At 42.3% G+C, this 18,433-nt stretch carries 17 protein-coding genes; 5 read left to right on the top strand and 12 right to left on the bottom strand.

Translation table 11 applies throughout. The features are described from left to right. Nucleotides 1-97 precede the first annotated feature (97 nt). Entirely contained in the window at nt 98-1,216 is a 1,119-nt protein-coding gene (ytvI, locus tag BK049_RS14230) for a sporulation integral membrane protein YtvI (protein ID WP_008356055.1), read from the top strand. Nucleotides 1,217-1,240: 24 nt separating this feature from the next. Here ytvI and BK049_RS14225 read toward each other — a convergent pair whose 3' ends face one another. From BK049_RS14225 to dnaE, 7 genes are all read right to left on the bottom strand, one after another. Next, a complete protein-coding gene (locus BK049_RS14225) occupies nt 1,241-1,630 on the bottom strand; it encodes an FxsA family protein (RefSeq protein WP_008356057.1) in 390 nt (129 codons plus the stop codon). A gap of 98 nt (nt 1,631-1,728) precedes the next feature. Then, nucleotides 1,729-3,489 (bottom strand): pyruvate kinase, encoded by a 1,761-nt coding sequence (gene pyk / locus BK049_RS14220; RefSeq protein WP_008356060.1) that lies wholly within the window; start codon nt 3,487-3,489, stop codon nt 1,729-1,731. Between the two features lie 27 nt (nt 3,490-3,516). Beyond that, on the bottom strand, nt 3,517-4,476 hold the full coding sequence (gene pfkA / locus BK049_RS14215; RefSeq protein WP_008356062.1) for a 6-phosphofructokinase: 960 nt from the start codon (nt 4,474-4,476) through the stop codon (nt 3,517-3,519). Between the two features lie 339 nt (nt 4,477-4,815). Then, on the bottom strand, nt 4,816-5,793 hold the full coding sequence (accA, locus tag BK049_RS14210; protein WP_008356064.1) for an acetyl-CoA carboxylase carboxyl transferase subunit alpha: 978 nt from the start codon (nt 5,791-5,793) through the stop codon (nt 4,816-4,818). Next, nucleotides 5,778-6,653, bottom strand: a complete 876-nt coding sequence (gene accD, locus BK049_RS14205; RefSeq protein ID WP_008356066.1) for an acetyl-CoA carboxylase, carboxyltransferase subunit beta — start codon at nt 6,651-6,653, stop codon at nt 5,778-5,780. Before accD ends, accA begins: the two co-directional genes overlap by 16 nt. Nucleotides 6,654-6,958: 305 nt before the next feature. Next, nucleotides 6,959-8,191: an NADP-dependent malic enzyme gene (gene ystJ / locus BK049_RS14200; RefSeq protein WP_008356068.1), complete on the bottom strand. Its 1,233-nt coding sequence runs from the start codon at nt 8,189-8,191 to the stop codon at nt 6,959-6,961. Between the two features lie 141 nt (nt 8,192-8,332). Next, on the bottom strand, nt 8,333-11,668 hold the full coding sequence (gene dnaE / locus BK049_RS14195) for a DNA polymerase III subunit alpha (protein WP_071168799.1): 3,336 nt from the start codon (nt 11,666-11,668) through the stop codon (nt 8,333-8,335). Between the two features lie 137 nt (nt 11,669-11,805). On the opposite strand from dnaE, the gene ytrH reads away from it, so the two are divergent. The 3 genes from ytrH to BK049_RS14180 all read left to right on the top strand — a co-directional run bounded on the left by ytrH (nt 11,806) and on the right by BK049_RS14180 (nt 12,942). Beyond that, nucleotides 11,806-12,147: a sporulation membrane protein YtrH gene (gene ytrH, locus BK049_RS14190; RefSeq protein ID WP_008356072.1), complete on the top strand. Its 342-nt coding sequence runs from the start codon at nt 11,806-11,808 to the stop codon at nt 12,145-12,147. Beyond that, a complete protein-coding gene (gene ytrI, locus BK049_RS14185) occupies nt 12,144-12,647 on the top strand; it encodes a sporulation membrane protein YtrI (protein ID WP_008356075.1) in 504 nt (167 codons plus the stop codon). The genes ytrH and ytrI overlap by 4 nt, the downstream gene beginning before the upstream one ends. 109 nt (nt 12,648-12,756) lie before the next feature. Then, entirely contained in the window at nt 12,757-12,942 is a 186-nt protein-coding gene (locus BK049_RS14180) for a YtzJ family protein (RefSeq protein WP_008346082.1), read from the top strand. Between the two features lie 49 nt (nt 12,943-12,991). On the opposite strand, the gene BK049_RS14175 is transcribed toward BK049_RS14180, so the two are convergent. Next, nucleotides 12,992-13,930 carry a DHH family phosphoesterase gene (locus BK049_RS14175; RefSeq protein WP_008356077.1) on the bottom strand — a complete coding sequence of 313 codons (939 nt, stop codon included), beginning with the start codon at nt 13,928-13,930 and terminating at the stop codon, nt 12,992-12,994. Nucleotides 13,931-14,077: 147 nt separating this feature from the next. Here BK049_RS14175 and BK049_RS14170 point away from each other — a divergent pair, with 147 nt between their 5' ends. Beyond that, entirely contained in the window at nt 14,078-14,380 is a 303-nt protein-coding gene (locus BK049_RS14170) for a YtpI family protein (protein ID WP_003216665.1), read from the top strand. A gap of 39 nt (nt 14,381-14,419) precedes the next feature. Here the strand turns inward: BK049_RS14170 and BK049_RS14165 are convergent, their stop codons facing one another. The 4 genes from BK049_RS14165 to BK049_RS14150 form a co-directional block, all read right to left on the bottom strand. Next, complete coding sequence (locus tag BK049_RS14165; protein ID WP_071168798.1) at nt 14,420-15,742, bottom strand: CBS domain-containing protein; 1,323 nt, start codon at nt 15,740-15,742, stop codon at nt 14,420-14,422. A 147-nt stretch (nt 15,743-15,889) separates the two neighbouring features. Further along, nucleotides 15,890-16,573 carry a metal-dependent hydrolase gene (locus tag BK049_RS14160; protein WP_008356083.1) on the bottom strand — a complete coding sequence of 228 codons (684 nt, stop codon included), beginning with the start codon at nt 16,571-16,573 and terminating at the stop codon, nt 15,890-15,892. A gap of 66 nt (nt 16,574-16,639) precedes the next feature. Next, nucleotides 16,640-17,395, bottom strand: a complete 756-nt coding sequence (locus tag BK049_RS14155; RefSeq protein WP_008356086.1) for an SDR family oxidoreductase — start codon at nt 17,393-17,395, stop codon at nt 16,640-16,642. Nucleotides 17,396-17,456: 61 nt separating this feature from the next. Further along, the gene (locus tag BK049_RS14150) at nt 17,457-18,395 is read right to left on the bottom strand and encodes a phosphotransferase (protein WP_071168797.1); all 939 of its coding nucleotides are present in this window, start codon (nt 18,393-18,395) and stop codon (nt 17,457-17,459) included. Nucleotides 18,396-18,433: the final 38 nt, after the last annotated feature.

Genomic DNA, 18,433 nt, shown 5'->3' with positions numbered 1-18,433 from the left:
CCGCCACTTCCTTTCTTTTTATTGCGACCTTTTCATATTACTAATCTTTTTGAATAAAATGAAGTATCGGACATGCTTGTTTTTTGGAGGGGATTGTGTGAATCACACCTATGTGGCCATTTTTCTGCGCAGTTTGATGATCATCAGCATTGCCGTTTTTGCTGTTGTCTTTTTATATCAGTCTTTTCCGTTTTTATATCCATTTTGGATTGCACTTGCCCTGTCATGTTTGATTCATCCAGCCGTATGTAAAATAGAAGAAATGACCGGGATGCCAAGAGGTTTTGTCGTCATCATTGTGCTATTGCTCTTTTTAGTGGCGGCAGCAGGTTTCATGACGCTTTTAGTGGCGGAAATCATTTCAGGAAGTGCTTATTTAGCAAAGGTTCTACCTGGCCATCTTGATCAAATGGTCAGTATTGTGGAACGGTTTTTCACTGATAAAATTCTACCTTTATATCATGATTTGACTGCTCAATTTAATACACTTCAAGCTGGTCAAAAGGAGTCTATTTTGGGACAAATTCAAGCGCTTGGCGACGAAGCAGCGGCGAAAGTCGGAGCTCTTCTTTCAAAAACACTTGAATTCATTCCGGCTTTTTTAGGTCTTTTGCCTGATGCAGCAGCGACTCTTTTATTTTCCGCACTGGCGACTTTTTTTATCACAAAAGATTGGTTTACATTAAAAAAATATGGTGCCCGTATCTTTCCCGCAAAGTGGATGCTGCATACACGCGCAATCTTATCTGAAATCAAAAAAGCCATTACTGGCTTTATGAAAGCCCAGCTTCTGCTCGTTGCCATGACCATCGGTATTGTGCTGATTGGGCTGATCATCTTAAAGGTCGAGCATGCGATTGTGATCGCTCTTTGTATTGGACTTGTCGATTTACTTCCTTACATCGGCAGCGGTACTGTTTTTCTTCCGTGGATCATTTACTCCGCCATGACAGGAAATCTTTCACTTGCCATCGGGCTAGGCATTTTGTATATCGTGGTGCTCATTCAAAGACAAATATCAGAGCCGAAAGTCTTAAGTAAATCGATTGGGCTTAATCCTTTAGCAACACTTGTGGCGCTATTTGTTGGATTAAAATGGTTTGGTTTTCTAGGACTTGCTCTAGGTCCCGCTTCTCTTGTCGTGTGGCAGGCGTTTCGTAATGCTGGTGTTTTCAGCGAAATTTATCAGTACATTCGGTATGGTATGCAAAAGTAAAAGAGACCTCAGCTGCAGGTCTCTTTAACGAATGATCGTATAACGATTGCGATTGGACATGTTTCTAAGCCAGCGCTCAAAGAGCGGCTTGATCCGTTTTCTCGTCACCGGAATGAGCAGAAAAGCCCCAATCAAATCTGATAGAAATCCAGGAATGAGCAGCAGTAATCCGCCGATAAGAATACAGAAACCATCAACAATGGTTGCCCCTGGCATCTTGCCATATTGTAAATCTCGTTGCACTTTTTGGAATGCTTCCATTCCTTGTTTTCTTGCAAAGTAAGCACCTAGTGCACTTGTCAGCACAATGACTAGCATCGTTGGTAAAATGCCAATGATTTTACTTGAGATTAAAAATAAACTAATTTCCACTGCGGGAAACAGAATGAATAATAGTAGAAAATATTTTTTCAACCATATCACCTCATGGGGTCTCTTTCATCGAAAGCTGTTGCTTTTTTTAGTGTAACATAAAAAAAGAGAGGAGTCAGACAACTCCCCTCGAGTGTGATTTAAAGGACGCTTGCACGGCCTTTGTAGATCGCTCCGCGTGATGGATCTACTGTAATTTCTTCGCCCTCTTTTAGAAGTGTTGTTGCGCTGTCAAGACCAACAATCACCGGAATGCCAAGACTGAGCCCAACGACTGCTGCATGACTTGTTAAACCGCCTTCTTCAGTGATAAGGGCAGAAGCTTTTTCTAAAGCACCCATCATATCACGATCTGTGCAGTTTGCTACAAGAATCGCACCATCGTACATTTTTTCGTCTGCTTCTTTTCCGCTTTGTGCAATGACAACCGGTCCAAATGCAGATTTGCGGCCAATTCCTTGACCCTTCGCAATGATATCGCCAACAACATACACTTTCATTAAGTTCGTTGTACCTGCTTCGCCAACTGGCACACCAGCTGTAATGACAATCAGGTCGCCATGTCTTACATAGCCAGATTCAATTGACTTTTCTACTGCATTCTCAAGCATTTCATCTGTAGAAGACGTATTTGATCCGCTCTTCGCAAATACACCGAAGACAAGAGATAGCTTTCTAGCCACTGATTCGTTTGCTGTTACTGCAACGATTGGTGCTTTTGGTCTATATTTTGAAATCATTCTCGCTGTATGACCACTCTCAGTCGGCGTCACAATCGCTGCCACATCAAGCTTCATCGCTGTATGTGCTACAGATTGACCGATGGCATCTGTAATACTGACTTCTACTTCTTCGCTTCTGCGAGAAAGAATGGCTTTATAGTTAAGTGCTTCTTCTGAACGTGATGCAATGTTATGCATCGTTTGAACAGCTTCCACTGGATATGTCCCAGCTGCTGTTTCACCAGAAAGCATAATGGCATCTGTGCCGTCAAAAATGGCATTTGCCACGTCACTTGCTTCCGCTCGAGTTGGGCGCGGGTTACGCTGCATGCTGTCCAGCATTTGAGTAGCTGTGATGACAGGCTTGCCTAAACGATTGCATTTTTTGATCAGCATTTTTTGAACAAGCGGTACTTCTTCTGCCGGGATCTCTACACCAAGATCTCCACGTGCCACCATCAAGCCGTCTGATACCTCAAGGATTTCATCAATGTTATCAACGCCCTCTTGGTTTTCAATCTTCGGAATGATTTGAATGTCAGCTGCGTTATTCTTTTCAAGCAGCTCACGAATTTCAAGAACATCAGAAGCTCGTCTAACAAAAGAAGCTGCGATGAAATCGACGCCTTGTTCAATTCCAAACAGAATATCATTGGCATCTTTTTCTGTAATACCTGGCAGGTTCACACTGACTCCTGGTACGTTCACACCTTTTTTGTTTTTGAGGGTGCCTGTATTCATGACCTTTGTGACGATTTCTTTGCGGTCCATGTTCAGTTCTTTTACCTCTAAACCAATAAGACCATCATCTAATAAAATCGTTGAACCCACTTCTACATCATGAATTAAATCTTCGTATGTCACACTGATTTTTTCCTTATTCCCAACAATGTCTTCCATACTAACGATAAGATCATCACCAGCGACTAGCTCAATTGAGCCGTTTTCAACTGTACGTGTACGGATCTCTGGACCTTTTGTGTCAAGAAGGATCGCAATGTCCTTGCCTAATGCTTTACCTGCTTTACGAATGTTTTCAATGCGTGCACCATGCTCTTCAAAATCTCCATGTGAGAAGTTTAGTCTGGCTACATTCATTCCTGCTTCAATCAATTCAGTCAGCTTTTCAATGCTTTCACTTGCTGGACCAATTGTACAAACGATTTTTGTCTTTCTCATTACTGTTCCTCCTAAGGTCTTCTCGTTTTATATAGAGAGCTCTTGTGAAAGTCGGTACATATTTTGATCGACTGTATGTTTTTTATCTAAGATTTCTAAAATATCGTGGTGAACGAGTTCATTGCTTTGAATGCCTACACAGCGTCCGCCTTTTCCTTCAAGAAGAAGTTCTACTGCATACGCTCCTAAACGGCTTGCCAGCACTCGGTCAAACGCACTTGGAGAACCTCCGCGCTGAATATGCCCTAAGACAGATACACGCGTTTCAAGGCTTGTCTCCTCTTCAATTCGCTTACCAAATTCAACACCGCTGCCTACGCCTTCTGCTACGATGATGATACTGTGCTTCTTGCCGCGCTCATGTCCTCTTCTCAACCTGGCAATAATTTCGTCCATGTCATAGTCTGCCTCAGGAATCAAAATGGATTCGGCTCCGCCCGCAAGACCTGACCAAAGGGCAATATCTCCAGCATGTCTTCCCATTACTTCAACTACGTATGTACGTTCATGAGATGTGGCTGTATCACGAATTTTATCAATGGCATCAATCACTGTATTAAGTGCCGTATCAAAGCCAATAGTGAAATCAGTACCTGGAATATCGTTATCAATCGTGCCCGGGACACCTACACATGGAAAACCGAGCTCTGTTAATTTCTTCGCTCCCATGAATGAGCCATCTCCACCGATGACAACAAGTCCTTCGATACCGAATTTTTTTAAGTTTTCAATCCCTTTTTCACGGCCTTCAACTGTCTTGAATTCAGGACATCTTGCCGTGTAAAGTTTTGTTCCTCCACGATGAATGATATCGCCTACCGAACCTATTTCGAGTTTCTCAATTTTACCGTTAATTAGACCTGAATATCCATTATAAATACCATAAACTTCAACATTATGATAAATTGCTTTTCTTACAACTGCGCGCACAGCTGCATTCATTCCTGGGGAATCCCCACCGCTCGTTAAAACTCCTATACGCTTCATCTTTTTCACCTCAGAGACCATATATGAATTAAACATACCATTTCCATTGCTTGAAAACAATCATGAGCCAAACCAGATGTTTTCAATATGAATTTCTAAAACCGTCCTTATTATACAATTAAATAAACTGTTTTTAAACAAAAGTTAAGAAAGATATGAAAGCAAATCTTTGAGCAACTAGTCAGTTCAAGTGCTCTAAACCTTATCATATCAAGGTTTTTAGACGTTTCAAATTTTATGAAAACAAAAGAAAATTATTTTCAAATAGCGCTTACATAAGGGGGTGTTTCATGAAAAAGACGAAAAAAATAAACGCCAGCCAAAAGGCTGTACGTTTATTTAGTTTACCCCAATATATTGATTTTCAATCGAGACTTTCCCGATTGCTTTGTATTTTTGATATCTTTGTTCGACTAATTCTTCAGGCGAAAGTTTGAGCAAAGATGAAAGTGATTGTTTCAATGTTTTTTCCATGTAGGCTGCTTGTTGTTTCACGTCTCGATGTGCTCCACCTTGCACTTCTTTAATAACATCATCTATAATATCTAATTCTTTTAGGTCTGGAGCGGTAATTTTCATTGTTTCTGCAGCTTTTTTAGCAAGTGACGAGTCCTTCCAGAGCAGTGCTGCTGCACCTTCAGGTGAAATCACTGAATACGTTGAGTTCTCTAGCATGAATAGGTGGTTTCCTACGCCTAAGCCCAGTGCCCCGCCACTTCCGCCTTCTCCAATGACAATACAGACAACCGGTACACGAAGTCCTGCCATTTCGAATAAGTTTTTCGCAATTGCTTCACTTTGTCCGCGTTCTTCAGCTGCTTTACCAGGATAAGCTCCTTTTGTATCAATAAAGCAAATGATAGGGCGATTAAATTTATCTGCCTGTTTCATCAAGCGCAATGCTTTACGGTAACCTTCTGGATGAGGCATCCCGAAATTACGGCGCAAGTTTTCTTTTGTGTCTTTTCCGCGCTGATGGCCAATAACTGTGACAGGAAGCCCTTTAAACGTAGCAATTCCTCCAACGATGGCTTCATCATCGCCATAGAAACGGTCACCATGACATTCGAAAAAGTTGTCAAACAGCTCTTGAATGTAATCGAGAGTTGTTGGGCGCATCGCATGACGAGCAATTTGTACTCTGTCCCACGGCTTTAAATTTGTATAAATGTCCGCTTCAAGCTTACTCAGACGTGTTTCAAGGCGCTCAATTTCCGCACTTAAATCCATCTCTGAATTTTGTGTGAGCTTTTTCAATTCATCAATTTTTGCTCGAAGTTCAATGACAGGTTTTTCAAATTCTAGTTCTCCAGCCACTCTCGTTCACCTCCTGTGCTGTGTAATGCTAAGATTCGGCCTAATGTTTCTTTCATGTCGGCACGGTGGATCACAGCATCGAGCTGACCATGCTTCAATAAAAATTCAGCCGTTTGGAAGTCCTCTGGCAGGTCTTCACGAATGGTTTGTTCAATGATTCTGCGGCCAGCAAAACCAATCAATGCTCCCGGCTCTGCAAAGTTGTAATCACCGAGAGACGCAAAACTAGCTGATACACCGCCAGTTGTAGGGTTCGTCATCACTGAGATAATCAAACCTTGATCCTCGCTGAACAGCTTTAATGCTGAGCTTGTTTTGGCCATCTGCATCAGACTAAGAATACCCTCTTGCATTCTTGCTCCTCCAGATGCAGTAAAGATAATAAATGGCACCTTGTCCGCTTTTGCTTTCTCGATCGCCAGTGTGATCTTTTCACCCACAACCGAGCCCATGCTGCCCATACGGAATGTGGCATCCATGACAGCGATCACAACACTTTGGCCTTCAATTTCACCTTTACCTGTCACAATGGCTTCATTCAAAGATGTTTTTTCTCTGTCTTTCTCAAGCTTTTCTTCGTAGCCTGGGAAACCGAGCGGGTTCTCAGAAATGAGGTGTCCGTTAAATTCTTCAAATGTGCCTTCGTCTACAAGGCTTTCAATACGCTGTTTTGCATTCATTTGCAAATGTCTGCCGCAATTCATACAAACACGTAAATTTTTATCTAGTTCTTTGGTGAGCATTATTTTTTTACATTGCGGACATTTGGTCATGATGCCTTCAGGCACATCTTGACTTGCCTGTTCAGAGGGTACAGAAGCATACTTTTTCTTTTTACTGAAAATGTTCTTGATTGACAAATGACTACCTCCCTTTTTGAAGGGTTTTTTCTTTACACGCACATCCACTATTATAGGACATGTCATAACTGTACCGAAACTATTGTACTTTTTTTGTCAAACGCTGTCATCCTTCATTCAATTTTTTCAGGGGGGAATTGATGAGAAATGAGTATAGGTTTGGGGCGCTGAGCAGTTGATATATTTGAATTGTGAACGTCTACAAAAAAATCTCATTCCGGATGAAAAAAATTTCACATAAGAGAGGAAATGGTGCACGTTTTTCATCCAAATTCAGAAAGAACGTGCACACTTTTCCAGTTCGATTACTCGCCGATAATCGTTAATTTTCTTGTTTTTTCTGCAACAGCTTCTGGGTCTACTTTAATTCTTGCAACACCCGTTTCCATTGCTGCTTTTGCTACTGCTTTTGCTACCGCTGGTGCTACGCGTGCATCAAATGGTGCAGGAATGACGTATTCTGCTGTCAATTCTTCATCTGATACAAGAGAAGCAATCGCTTCAACAGCTGCAATTTTCATTTCTTCGTTAATATGTGTTGCCCGTACATCGAGCGCTCCGCGGAAAATACCTGGGAATGCAAGTACGTTGTTCACTTGGTTTGGAAAGTCAGAACGACCAGTTCCTACAACACTTGCACCTGCTGCATGTGCATCTTCTGGCATGATCTCTGGATTTGGATTAGCCATTGCGAAGATCACAGGATCTTTTGCCATTTTTCCTACCATTTCTTTTGTTAAAGCACCTGCTACTGAAACGCCGATGAAGACATCTGCGCCTTCAATGACTTCTTCTAAAGAACCTTCTTTACGGTCTTGGTTCGTGAATTTAGCTACTTCGTTTTTCACTGCATTCATACCATTTGGGCGGCCTTCATAAATAGCGCCTTTTGTATCACACATGATGATATCACGTACACCGAAATGATAAAGAAGTTTGATAATCGCAATACCTGCTGCTCCAGCGCCGTTTGCAACCACTTTAATTGAAGACATTGATTTTCCAGACAGTTTAAGGGCATTCACAAGTCCTGCCACTGTCACAATCGCTGTTCCGTGCTGATCATCGTGGAAAACAGGAATGTTTGTCTCTTTTTTCAAACGCTCTTCAATGATGAAGCAGTTAGGAGCTGCAATATCTTCAAGGTTCACACCGCCAAACGTTGGCTCAAGAAGCTTCACTGTTTCAACGATTTTGTCTACATCGTTTGTGGAAAGCGCGATTGGGAATGCATCAACGCCTGCAAAGCTTTTGAATAATACAGCTTTCCCTTCCATCACTGGAAGAGATGCTTCTGCACCAATGTTTCCAAGCCCTAAAACAGCGCTTCCGTCTGTCACAACAGCGACCATATTGCCTTTCATTGTATAATCATACACTTTGCTTGTGTCGTCATAAATATCTTTACATGGTTCAGCAACACCCGGTGAGTAAGCCAAGCTTAAGTCTTTTGCGTTTTTCACTTGTACTTTTGATTTTGATTCGAGTTTGCCTTGATTCTCTTTGTGCATATGTAATGCTTCTTCTCTTAATGACATGTAATGAACACTCCTTCAACTGGAAATTGATTTAATGAATTGCTAAGTTGATAAGCACATACTGGCAGTTTTAAATACACAGAATCTTTAAAATGATAACACAATAGGCGAAATTGTAAAACGTATTCAGACGATTTGTCATCATTTAATTACAACATTTTGTTCACCGAGCAGCTCTTTTAACTGGAAGATCACGGCATGATCTGCATGAACTTTGTATGCATCTGGAAGTCTCATCGTCTTTTTTTGCTTTTCATAATACAAATAGACATCTGCTTCTCCGCTGTGCATGGAGATCACTCGTTTTACTTGCTCAAGCAGCTCCTGCGTATGGTTCTCCTCTTTGACTCGAATGTAGACAGACTCTTTTCTTTTTGTGCCCATCTCTTCAAGCAGAACAGCCTCCTGCACGATGATTTGACTGCTGTCGTTTCTGGCCTCTACTCTGCCTTCGACATACAGCATTGCGCCCTCCTCAAGTAAGGGGGACAGCTTTCTAAATTGCTCTGGAAAGACGACGCCTTCCATTTCTCCTGTTTCATCCCCAAATGTGACAAATGCCATCGATTGTCCATTTTTTGTCCGAATCGATTTCACCTTTGTCAAAAGACCACCCATTGAGATTTTTCGCTTCATATAAGAAGAAAGTCTGATGATTTCCACTGCACCATTCTCTCTCAAGCGATCTCGATACGCTTGTACTGGGTGATTTGATAAATATAACCCGAGTGCCTCTTTTTCAAATTGCAAGAGGTCGACAAGCGGCAACTCGTCTATCTCAGCATATTTTGGCTTAATGGAGAAGGTGGTATCCCCAAGAAAGTCCAGCTGACCCTCAGGTGTTAAAAATGACACGTGGTCTAACGCAATATCTATCGATGCTAATAACGAAGCACGATTTGGATGAAGCTCATCCATTGCCCCTGAAAAAATGAGCGCTTCGATCGTTTTTCGGTTAACACTCTTTGGTGATACCCTTGCGCAAAAATCAAATAAATCTGCAAACGGCTTTTCCTGTCTTGCTCTGTATATATCCTTTACAGCTGACACTCCGACATTTTTGATCGCTCTTAAGCTGTAGCGGATCTCCCCTTTTTCAACCGTGAATGGAAATTCGCTCTTATTAATAGAAGGCTTCAACACAGAGATCCCTTTTTCCTTTGCCTCATAGAAATATTGAGCCACTTTGTCTTCATTTCCAATCACACTCGTTAAAAGTCCGCACATAAAATATAACGGATAATGCGCTTTTAAATAAGCAAGCTGAAAGCCGATCATGCTATATGCGACAGCATGGCTTCTATTAAAACCATAGTTTGCAAATTTGACGATTAGGTCATAAACGTCATTTGCAATGTTAACAGGATACTCCTTTTTTAGGCATCCTTCAACAAAACGGCTTCGCTGTTCATCAAGCACCTTTTTATCCTTCTTTGAAACGGCTCTTCTTAAAAGATCGGCTTCTCCCAGCTGAAAGCCTGCCATCTTGGCTGCAATCAGCATGATTTGCTCCTGATAGACAATGACTCCGTATGTGTCCTTTAAAATGTCATACAAATCTGGATGAGGGTAAGAGACTTCGACTCTGCCATGCTTTCGGTCGATAAAAAGCGGGATATTCTCCATCGGACCTGGGCGGTATAGGGCATTGACTGCCACGATGTCTTCTAGACTGGATGGATTCAGCCGTCTTAGCACCTGACGCATTCCTTGTGATTCAAGCTGGAAAATCCCTGTCGTATCTCCCGCCGATAACAATTCAAACGTTTTTTGGTCCTGATACGATATATCACTAAAATGAATGTGGACGTTTTCCTGTCTTTCAATCTGGTTTTTAATGGATTCAATTAAGGTTAAGTTTCTCAATCCTAAAAAATCCATTTTTAAAAGACCAAGATCTTCTAAGTAATTCATTGCATATTGCGTCAAATACACCCCATCATGGCCTTCTTGAATAGGCACGACTTGTGTGAGCGGCTCCTCGCTTAGTACAACGCCGGCTGCATGTGTCGACGTATGTCTAGGCAAACCTTCTACCTTTAACGCGGTTTGGAAGACCTTTCGAAGCTCTTCGGATTGCTGGAGCAGCGTTTTTAATTCAGAAGAGGTGGCCACCGCTTCTTTCAGCGTCGTCCCTGGCTTGGATGGGATAAGCTTTGCAAGGCGGTCTGCTGCCTTTGAATCAATTCCCATCACACGTCCGACATCCCTTAAGGCTGCTTTTGCGGCAAGCGTCCCAAACGTGATAATCTGCGCTACATGCATGTCCCCGTATTTGTTTTTGACATAAGCAATGATTTCATCTCTTCTCGTGTCAGGGAAATCGATATCAATATCCGGCATGCTGATTCGTTCCGGATTCAAAAACCGTTCAAATAAAAGTCCGTGACGGATCGGATCAACATCGGTAATCGACAGAACATAAGCAACAAGAGAGCCTGCTGCTGATCCCCGTCCTGGACCTGTCACAATGCCTTGGTCATGAGCATACTTCATAAAATCCCACACAATGAGAAAATAATCACTGAAATTCATTTTTTGGATAATGCTCAGCTCATACTCAAGCCTTTTGATATACGTTTCATTTGAAGCAATTTTTCTTCGCTCCATGCCTTCTGCACACACTTTGCGTAAAAACTGATCGGCTGTTGATTGATCAGGAGTCGGATAGGTTGGCAGTTTTGTCTGTCCAAGATTTAAATCGACTTCACAGCGATCTGCGATCTCGACCGTTCTTGTCAGCAGTTCTGGATCATCCGCATACCATTCCATCATTTCTTCTATTGATCTGAAATGCTTTTCCCCTCGGTCTTCCTCTATTTCTGATAGCTGCTGTCCGGCTTTAATGGCCTTCAAACATGTGTATGCGGTTTTGTCCTCTCGATTGATGTAGTGGACGTCACCCGTCGCTACAAGAGGAATATTCACCCTTGTTGAGACCTCCCGCAGCTGATTAGACAGCTCTTCGTCCTGCTGAAATGGCTGAACCGCTAAATACACATGCTCCTCACCAAAAATACTTTTTAAATGGCTGGCCGCATCCTGCGCCTCTTCTAGCTGATCATTTTGCAGCAGCGTTTCAATATAGCCGTTCGCACCTGGTGTGATAGCAATAAGTCCATGATGATAGGCTTTCAGCCAGTTCTCTTTTAAGCCGGCTTTTGACTTTGATTTCAGCACACTGCTAATTTTGATCAAATTTTGATAGCCTTCATTGTTTTTTGCAAGGAGCACCAAAGGATAAGCCTCTGTCTCTTGTTCATCTATGAAGACAGAAGCTGTTAAACCGATTACCGGCTTGATGCCATGTTTTTTACATTCCTTATAAAATTCAACCGTTCCATACATCACATGGTCATCGGTAAGAGCGAGCGCTTTATAGCCAAGTTCTTTCGCTTTCAGTACGAGCTCCTTGACCTTAGCAGCACTGCTCAACAAGCTGTATCCACTGTGGACCTGAAGATGAACATAAGACATGCTTAATCCACTCCTTTCGTCTAAATTCATTCTTTCATTATAAAACGCGATGCGGTGAGAAACAAATGTTCTTTCTTTTTCGCCCGTTCATACTTGTCCAGCAAACGCCATATATTGAATAGAGTGAGGTGGAAAAAATGGATGTGAAGGAAGCCTTTATTCCGAATTTTATTAGTTGTTACTTTATCGCACTGGGGGTCATTTTGGGCGGTGCCATTATAGGCGGTGTAGGTGCATATTTATCTGGTCAGCCGCCACTATCAATCATTTCAAGTCTGGCCAATCGCTTAAAAATTTGGGCGCTTGTCGCCGCAATCGGCGGAACATTTGATGCCGTCTATAGCTTTGAAAGAGGTATTTTTGAAGGGAACACGCGTGATATTTTCAAGCAGATTTTATTGATTGTCTCTGCTATGGGCGGGGCACAAACGGGCTATCTCATTATTACATGGCTCACCCAGGAGCATGTGTCATCATGAGGGTGCCGGAGCTGTATAAACGTCCAGGCTGGCAGCGTTTTTTTGCTGGAATGATGTTCGGCGCGATTATCAGCTGGCTGATTTTCCTTTTTACGTATGGAATCTTTCAGGAAAAGCAGGTGACGCTCCTCAGAAGCCAGCAGCACCATATGGACAGTCTGAAAGAACAAATCACACTCTATCGGGAAGATCTGCATAAATTAAATGAAGACAATAAGCAGCGGCTGCTGATCCAAAGCATAGACGTTCATCTCGTCAATCGTGAGCAGTATAAAATCCCTGAGCCAGATACGCTAAAGTTTGAAGAACAGGTCAAAGAGGATATCTCAGAGGTCATTACAAAGGATATTGAAAGTGTCTATAAAACAAAAGAGCTGTTAAAGCGGACAGTGGAAAATAAAGAATATACGATTAGGGAAAAGGCATACCGCGCCAAAGTCACAGAGCTAACGATTTATACGAAGCTTTCACTTGAAGTACGGATTTCATTTGCTGAATAAATGATGATGTGGAATTTTTATGAATTTCTGCTCTCAATGATCGCTTTTCACTCTTCATTTTTATACACTAAAAGAAGAACGAGATCTTCACAAGAAAGAGGTGAGAACAATGGAGGTTTACAGCTATCGTCAAATGGCACGAGACAAAGCAAGCCGAATTAAAGACGGCATGTGCGCTTATGCTGAGACAGAAATGATGGCCCATTTAATTAAAAAAGAATTAAAGCATCAAAATCTCCAAGCCTATGAAGATTCAACTGACATCGGCTGCTGGTTTATTCCTGTATCCAAGTAACCCTTTTCTCAAAGCTCAAAAAAAGAGAGGGGGACTTGAAGCCCCTCTCTCACGATGATTTACATACTTCTTCTAAATCACGCAAAATTTCATCTGCCACGGCCCAATCATATATGGACGCACCGGCTGCAAGCGGGTGACCGCCGCCATGATATTTTTTAGCAATGGTGTTAATCACAACGCCTTTTGAGCGGAACCTGACACGAATCTGATCGTTCTCTTCCACAAAAAAGACCCAAGCCTTAATCCCTGCAATATTTCCAAGTGTCCCAACAAGCTGTGAGGCTTGCTGCGCCGTTGTTTGGAACGATTCCAAAATGTCACGCTTAATAAAAACAGAGGCTACCCCATTTTCTGACAAAGAGATATGCTGAAAAATATAGCCATTTAATTTCACGACATTCAAATCCGTTTCATACAATTGATTGAAAAGGTCTGATGATGAAAACGGATATTCGATAAGTTCCCCTGCATATTTGAGTGTCTTTTTCGTCGTATTTGGGAAAAGGAAACGGCCTGTATCTCCTACAATGCCGGCATAAATGAGTTCAGCCGCCTTTGTATTCAGCTGATATCCTTCTTCTTTCCCCTCTAAATACAGCTCATAAATCATTTCACTCACAGAGCTTGCCTCTGTATCAACCCAAAGCAAGTCACCATACGGATCTTCATTTGGATGATGATCAATTTTCATCAGCTTATCACCCATAGAATAGCGCTGATCATCAATTCTTGCTTGATTCGCCGTGTCACAGACAATGACAAGGGCGCCTTTATACACTTCATCCGGCACCTCATCTAATTCATATAAAAATGAAAGGGATGGCTCAGGGGTTCCTGTCGCATAAATATTTTTTTCTGGATAGGTGGCACGCAAGATTTCTGTAAGGCCGCACTGCGATCCATACGCGTCAGGATCAGGTCTTACATGTCTATGAATGATGATGGTGTCATATAATGATATGGTTTTAATCAGTTCTTTTTTCATAAAAACTCCTTCTCATGCGATACTCTTTTTATTATTAAATCATAATCTATCCTGACGGAAAAGTGAGGAATAGACAATTTATTCTAGTAAGCAAGCCTATTTACGTTTAAAATAGGGTTGTAATCACTTACAATGGAGGCTTGGCACATGCTTGTTTTGATTGTGTTTATTATTTGTTCTGCCATGTTTTATTTATACTACAAAGCAAAAAACGTCCGTACGAACCGGCCGGTCGAGAAAAAATTCTGGTCTGCAAAATCAAGTATGGCACTCGGCTGCTTTGTCCTGCTCTTCGGTGTGAATCAATTATTTTTAAACCGCTCGTCACTCGCATTTGTCATTGGATTTATTTTTGTTGCAGTCGGTATCGGCAGTACGTGGGCTGGGTATAAAGCCTACAAGCACTACCTTCCGCTTTTTTTAAAGGAAGGCGAAAAAGATCACGCATAATAGAGGAAAGGGCGAGTGTATGTCGCCCTTTTTTGTCATTTATCCTCTCTCCATCAGCTGCACCATCAGCATCGCTTTCCCTACGATATTTGATTGGTGGTAAACCTCCACTTCCAGCTTTCCAAACTTGCGTCCTACTTCTAAAATATTTGGCTTGATTTGAATCGTTGATTCCATTTGAACCGGTTTCAAGAAGTAGACAGAGAGACTTTCCACAATCAGTTCGCCTTTTTTATGAGATTTTAAGAAGCGATTGGCTGATTCAATTAAAATTTGCGTAAACACACCATATGAAATATTGCCAAGCTGATTTGTCATTTGTGGTGTGACCTCATATTGATACACCGCATCTGTTTTTGGCTTTTCCGTATCGGTCTCTTTAAATCCTCTTGAAACGACATCATCCAGCTTTTCACCAACCTGCGGCTGCTTCTGAATCATTTGCAGCGCCTTCAGCACATCTTGCCGGCTGATCATCCCAATCAGCTTCGCATGATCATCTACAACTGGTAGCACTTCAATGCCTTCCCATACCATCATTTGGGCTGCTGAGGCGACTGATGTTTTGCCAATGACGGTGAGCGGATTTTTCGTCATCACCTTTTCAATCGGTGTGGAGCGGTCATGACCTGCAATATCCTTTGAGGTAAGAATGCCGTGAATCTTCATTTGATCGTCTGCTACTGGAAAGCGGCCGTGTCCTGTTTCGTAATTCTTCTCATACCACTTCTCAAGCTTGTCCTCTGGCGATAAATAGACGGTCCGTTCAATCGGCGTTAAAATATCTTCTACAAGCACAATCTCTTTTTTAATTAACTGGTCATAAATGGCCCGGTTAATGAGAGCCGCTACCGTAAATGTATCGTAGCTTGTCGATAAAATGGGAAGCTCAAGCTCATCTGCAAGCTGAATGATCTCCTCATCTGTTGAGAATCCGCCTGTGACTAGCACAGCCGCTCCTGCCTCTAACGCCTGCCTATGAGCATTGATTCGGTTTCCGACGATCAGCAGGTTGCCAGCTGCTGTGTATCGCATCATCGCATCCAGTTCCATTGCACCGATGACAAATTTATTTAAGGTTTTATGTAAGCCGGCTCGTCCTCCAAGCACCTGCCCATCAATGACATTGACCACTTCCGCATAGGTCAGCTTTTCAATATTTTCTTTTTTCTTCTGTTCAATTCGAATGGTACCGACTCGTTCAATGGTACTGACGAATCCTTTATTTTCAGCATCTTTGATGGCCCGATAAGCGGTGCCTTCACTTACTTTCATTTCTTTCGCTATACGCCGGACAGAAATTTTCTCCCCGACGTCTAATGAATCAATATACGATAAAATTTGCTCATGCTTTGTCGCCAATCCCGTTCACCCTTTTTGTTTTCAGCGTTTTCATCTATGTTTCATTATAAGGGCAGGAGGCTTTTAATAGCAATTTGTCTTTTACGCCAGCACGAGACAGGCAAACAAAAAAACCGGCATTTGTGTACCGGCTTTACTTAATGAAGATCAAATATTGATGGATTCTCCGCTGTTTAACACGTGACCCACACCGCCATGCAGGCTGTCTGCAAATGCATGAGGATCTTGCTCAATCGGCGGGAATGTACTGTAATGAATCGGAACGACCTGCTTAGCACGAAGCCATTCTGCTGCAATTCTTGCATCCTCTGGTCCCATGGTGAAGTTATCACCAATTGGAAGGAAGGCTAGGTCAATATGATTCAGCTCCCCAATCAGCTTCATATCTGAAAAGAGGGCCGTGTCCCCAGCGTGATAAATCGTTTTGCCTTCAGCTGTAAATAAAATTCCTGATGGCATGCCGGTATACGTAATCGTTTTTGCCTCTTCATCAATGATAGCAGAACCATGGAACGCTTGTGTGAGCTTAACTTTACCAAATTCAAACTCACGTCCGCCTCCAATAGAAAGCGGGTGCGTTTTCACCCCTTGCCAGCTTAAATAAGTGGCAAGTTCGAATGGCGCAATAACGAGCGCATCATTGTTTTTAGCGATTTCAATGGTGTCACCGACGTGATCTCCATGCCCGTGCGTGAGTAAAATGACATCCGCTTTGACATCTTGCGGCTTGATATCTGTGTGCTTATTTCCATTTAAAAATGGATCAATCCAAATATGGTATCCGTTTGTTTCAATGTGTACGACTGAATGTCCGTGATATGTAGCTTTCATGTGAGTATATCCACCTTTCGAATTTGATCTCATTTCATCTATTCCCTCTATAAAAAGCTGAAAAACTTAGTGTCTGTGAATCACGTTAAGACCACCTGTCGCTTCAATAACGGTTCCTGTAATCAGGTCAGAGCGGTCATCGCATAAAAATGAAATGATGCGCCCGATATCTTCTCCAGTACCAGACCTGCCAATTGGTGTTTCATCGTCTTTCATCTGACGGGCTGCTTCTATTGTCGATTCTTTCATATCTCCAACGATTTTGCCTGGACAAACCATATTGGCCGTGATGCCATTTTCAGCTTCCTCTATCGCAATGGTTTTCGTCAATGACGCCAGTCCCACTTTTGCCGCTCCAAAGGCTGATCTGTGCATCCAGCCTGGTGCATGATCTGCCCCTTGGAAGCCATACGTAATGATGCGGCCAAAGCCTTGCTTTCTCATCATGGGGATGACCATTCGGAACAAATGGAACACCGCTGATAGGTTGCCTTCCATCATTTGATACCATTCATCTTCAGAGTAATCTGCGAGTTTCTTTCGTTCAAAAATATAAGGCCCGGCATTATTGATTAGAGCGTCAATCCGCCCAAACCGCTCTATTGCCAGCTCGACCATGTTTTTTAAATCTTCTTTGTTTGTCACATCACCTTGGACAAATTGAAGCTTATCTTCATATTCCTGCAATTCTTCTTTCATCTGCCGCACAGCTTCATCATCACTTCGATAATTCACTGTCACAGAATACCCCATATTCAGTAAAGACTCGGTGACTTTCCGGCCAAGCCCTTTAGAACCCGCTGTTATTAATGCGTGTCGCACACAATCTCCTCCTAAAGCAAAGGTTGCAAGTTCATGTGTTTCTCATACTATCTTTACTTTACTATAAACCGGCTCCCTTCGCACTTTTGAACCCTTCATTGTTGCTCGTAAACCGTACAGGGTGATTCATCCACTTTTTCATATCCCATGAGCCATGGATATCGAGAAGGAGCGAAACAAAACGATAGCATTCTCTCACCTCATGAAGCTGGCGAGGAAGCGGACAAATCTCTTCATAGCCCGCTTGAACATCCTGTGCAGCTTCTTTCGTCAAAAGGTATTCCAGTGCAATAAAATCAAACGCAGCTGGTCCATATACGACATATTCCGTATCAACTAGACTCGTCACTTGATCATTTTTTTCAATATATTGCGACGGATCTAAATCAATTAAAATGAGACTGGCTGAATCAGGAGGCCTCAGCTTGCCAAGCTTTTGCTGCACAATTTCTGCATAACACTGAAGTTCAGTCTGATCAGCGTAATAGCAGCTGATCAGTTTGGACACGGCCTTTTTTAACAGAGCATGAAATTCTCTCAAATGCCGCTTTTCAGCTCCGTATACTGCACCGAAAGAGTGGATTCGATCTGAATGAAGACGTGCTAGTTTCCTCCCATAATCTTGATAGAAGTTTGATGAACGACCCTCAAAAGATGTTAAAGGTGTTCCTTCTACTTTTTCCATGATATAAAAATATCTCCCTGCCTTCTTCACTTTACGAACAACTTCTGGAATATGAAAGGAATTCGTATGAGACAGCTTTTGATTGATTTGATCGATATGCTCTTGTACAGTATGGGCATCTACTCCATAGATCATGTTGATCCCAAAGACAAATTCACTTTCTTCTCTTGCCATTTTAGGAGATTTAATCACGTATTCCGTTTGATCTTGTAAGGAGACAAGCCACACATCATTAGCCCGTCCGGCATATTGTTCTCCTAACGTTTGAACTGATACGATCGGTTGATGAAACAAAGCCTCCAGCGTTTTCTTCATGATCTGCTGTCACTCCTTCCTCAGCTTGACTCTGGTAC

This window comes from Bacillus xiamenensis (assembly GCF_001857925.1).
GTDB classification, from domain to species: domain Bacteria; phylum Bacillota; class Bacilli; order Bacillales; family Bacillaceae; genus Bacillus; species Bacillus xiamenensis.
The sequence above is the reverse complement of the archived record's forward strand: the minus strand, read 5'-3'. Positions and strand labels throughout refer to the sequence as shown.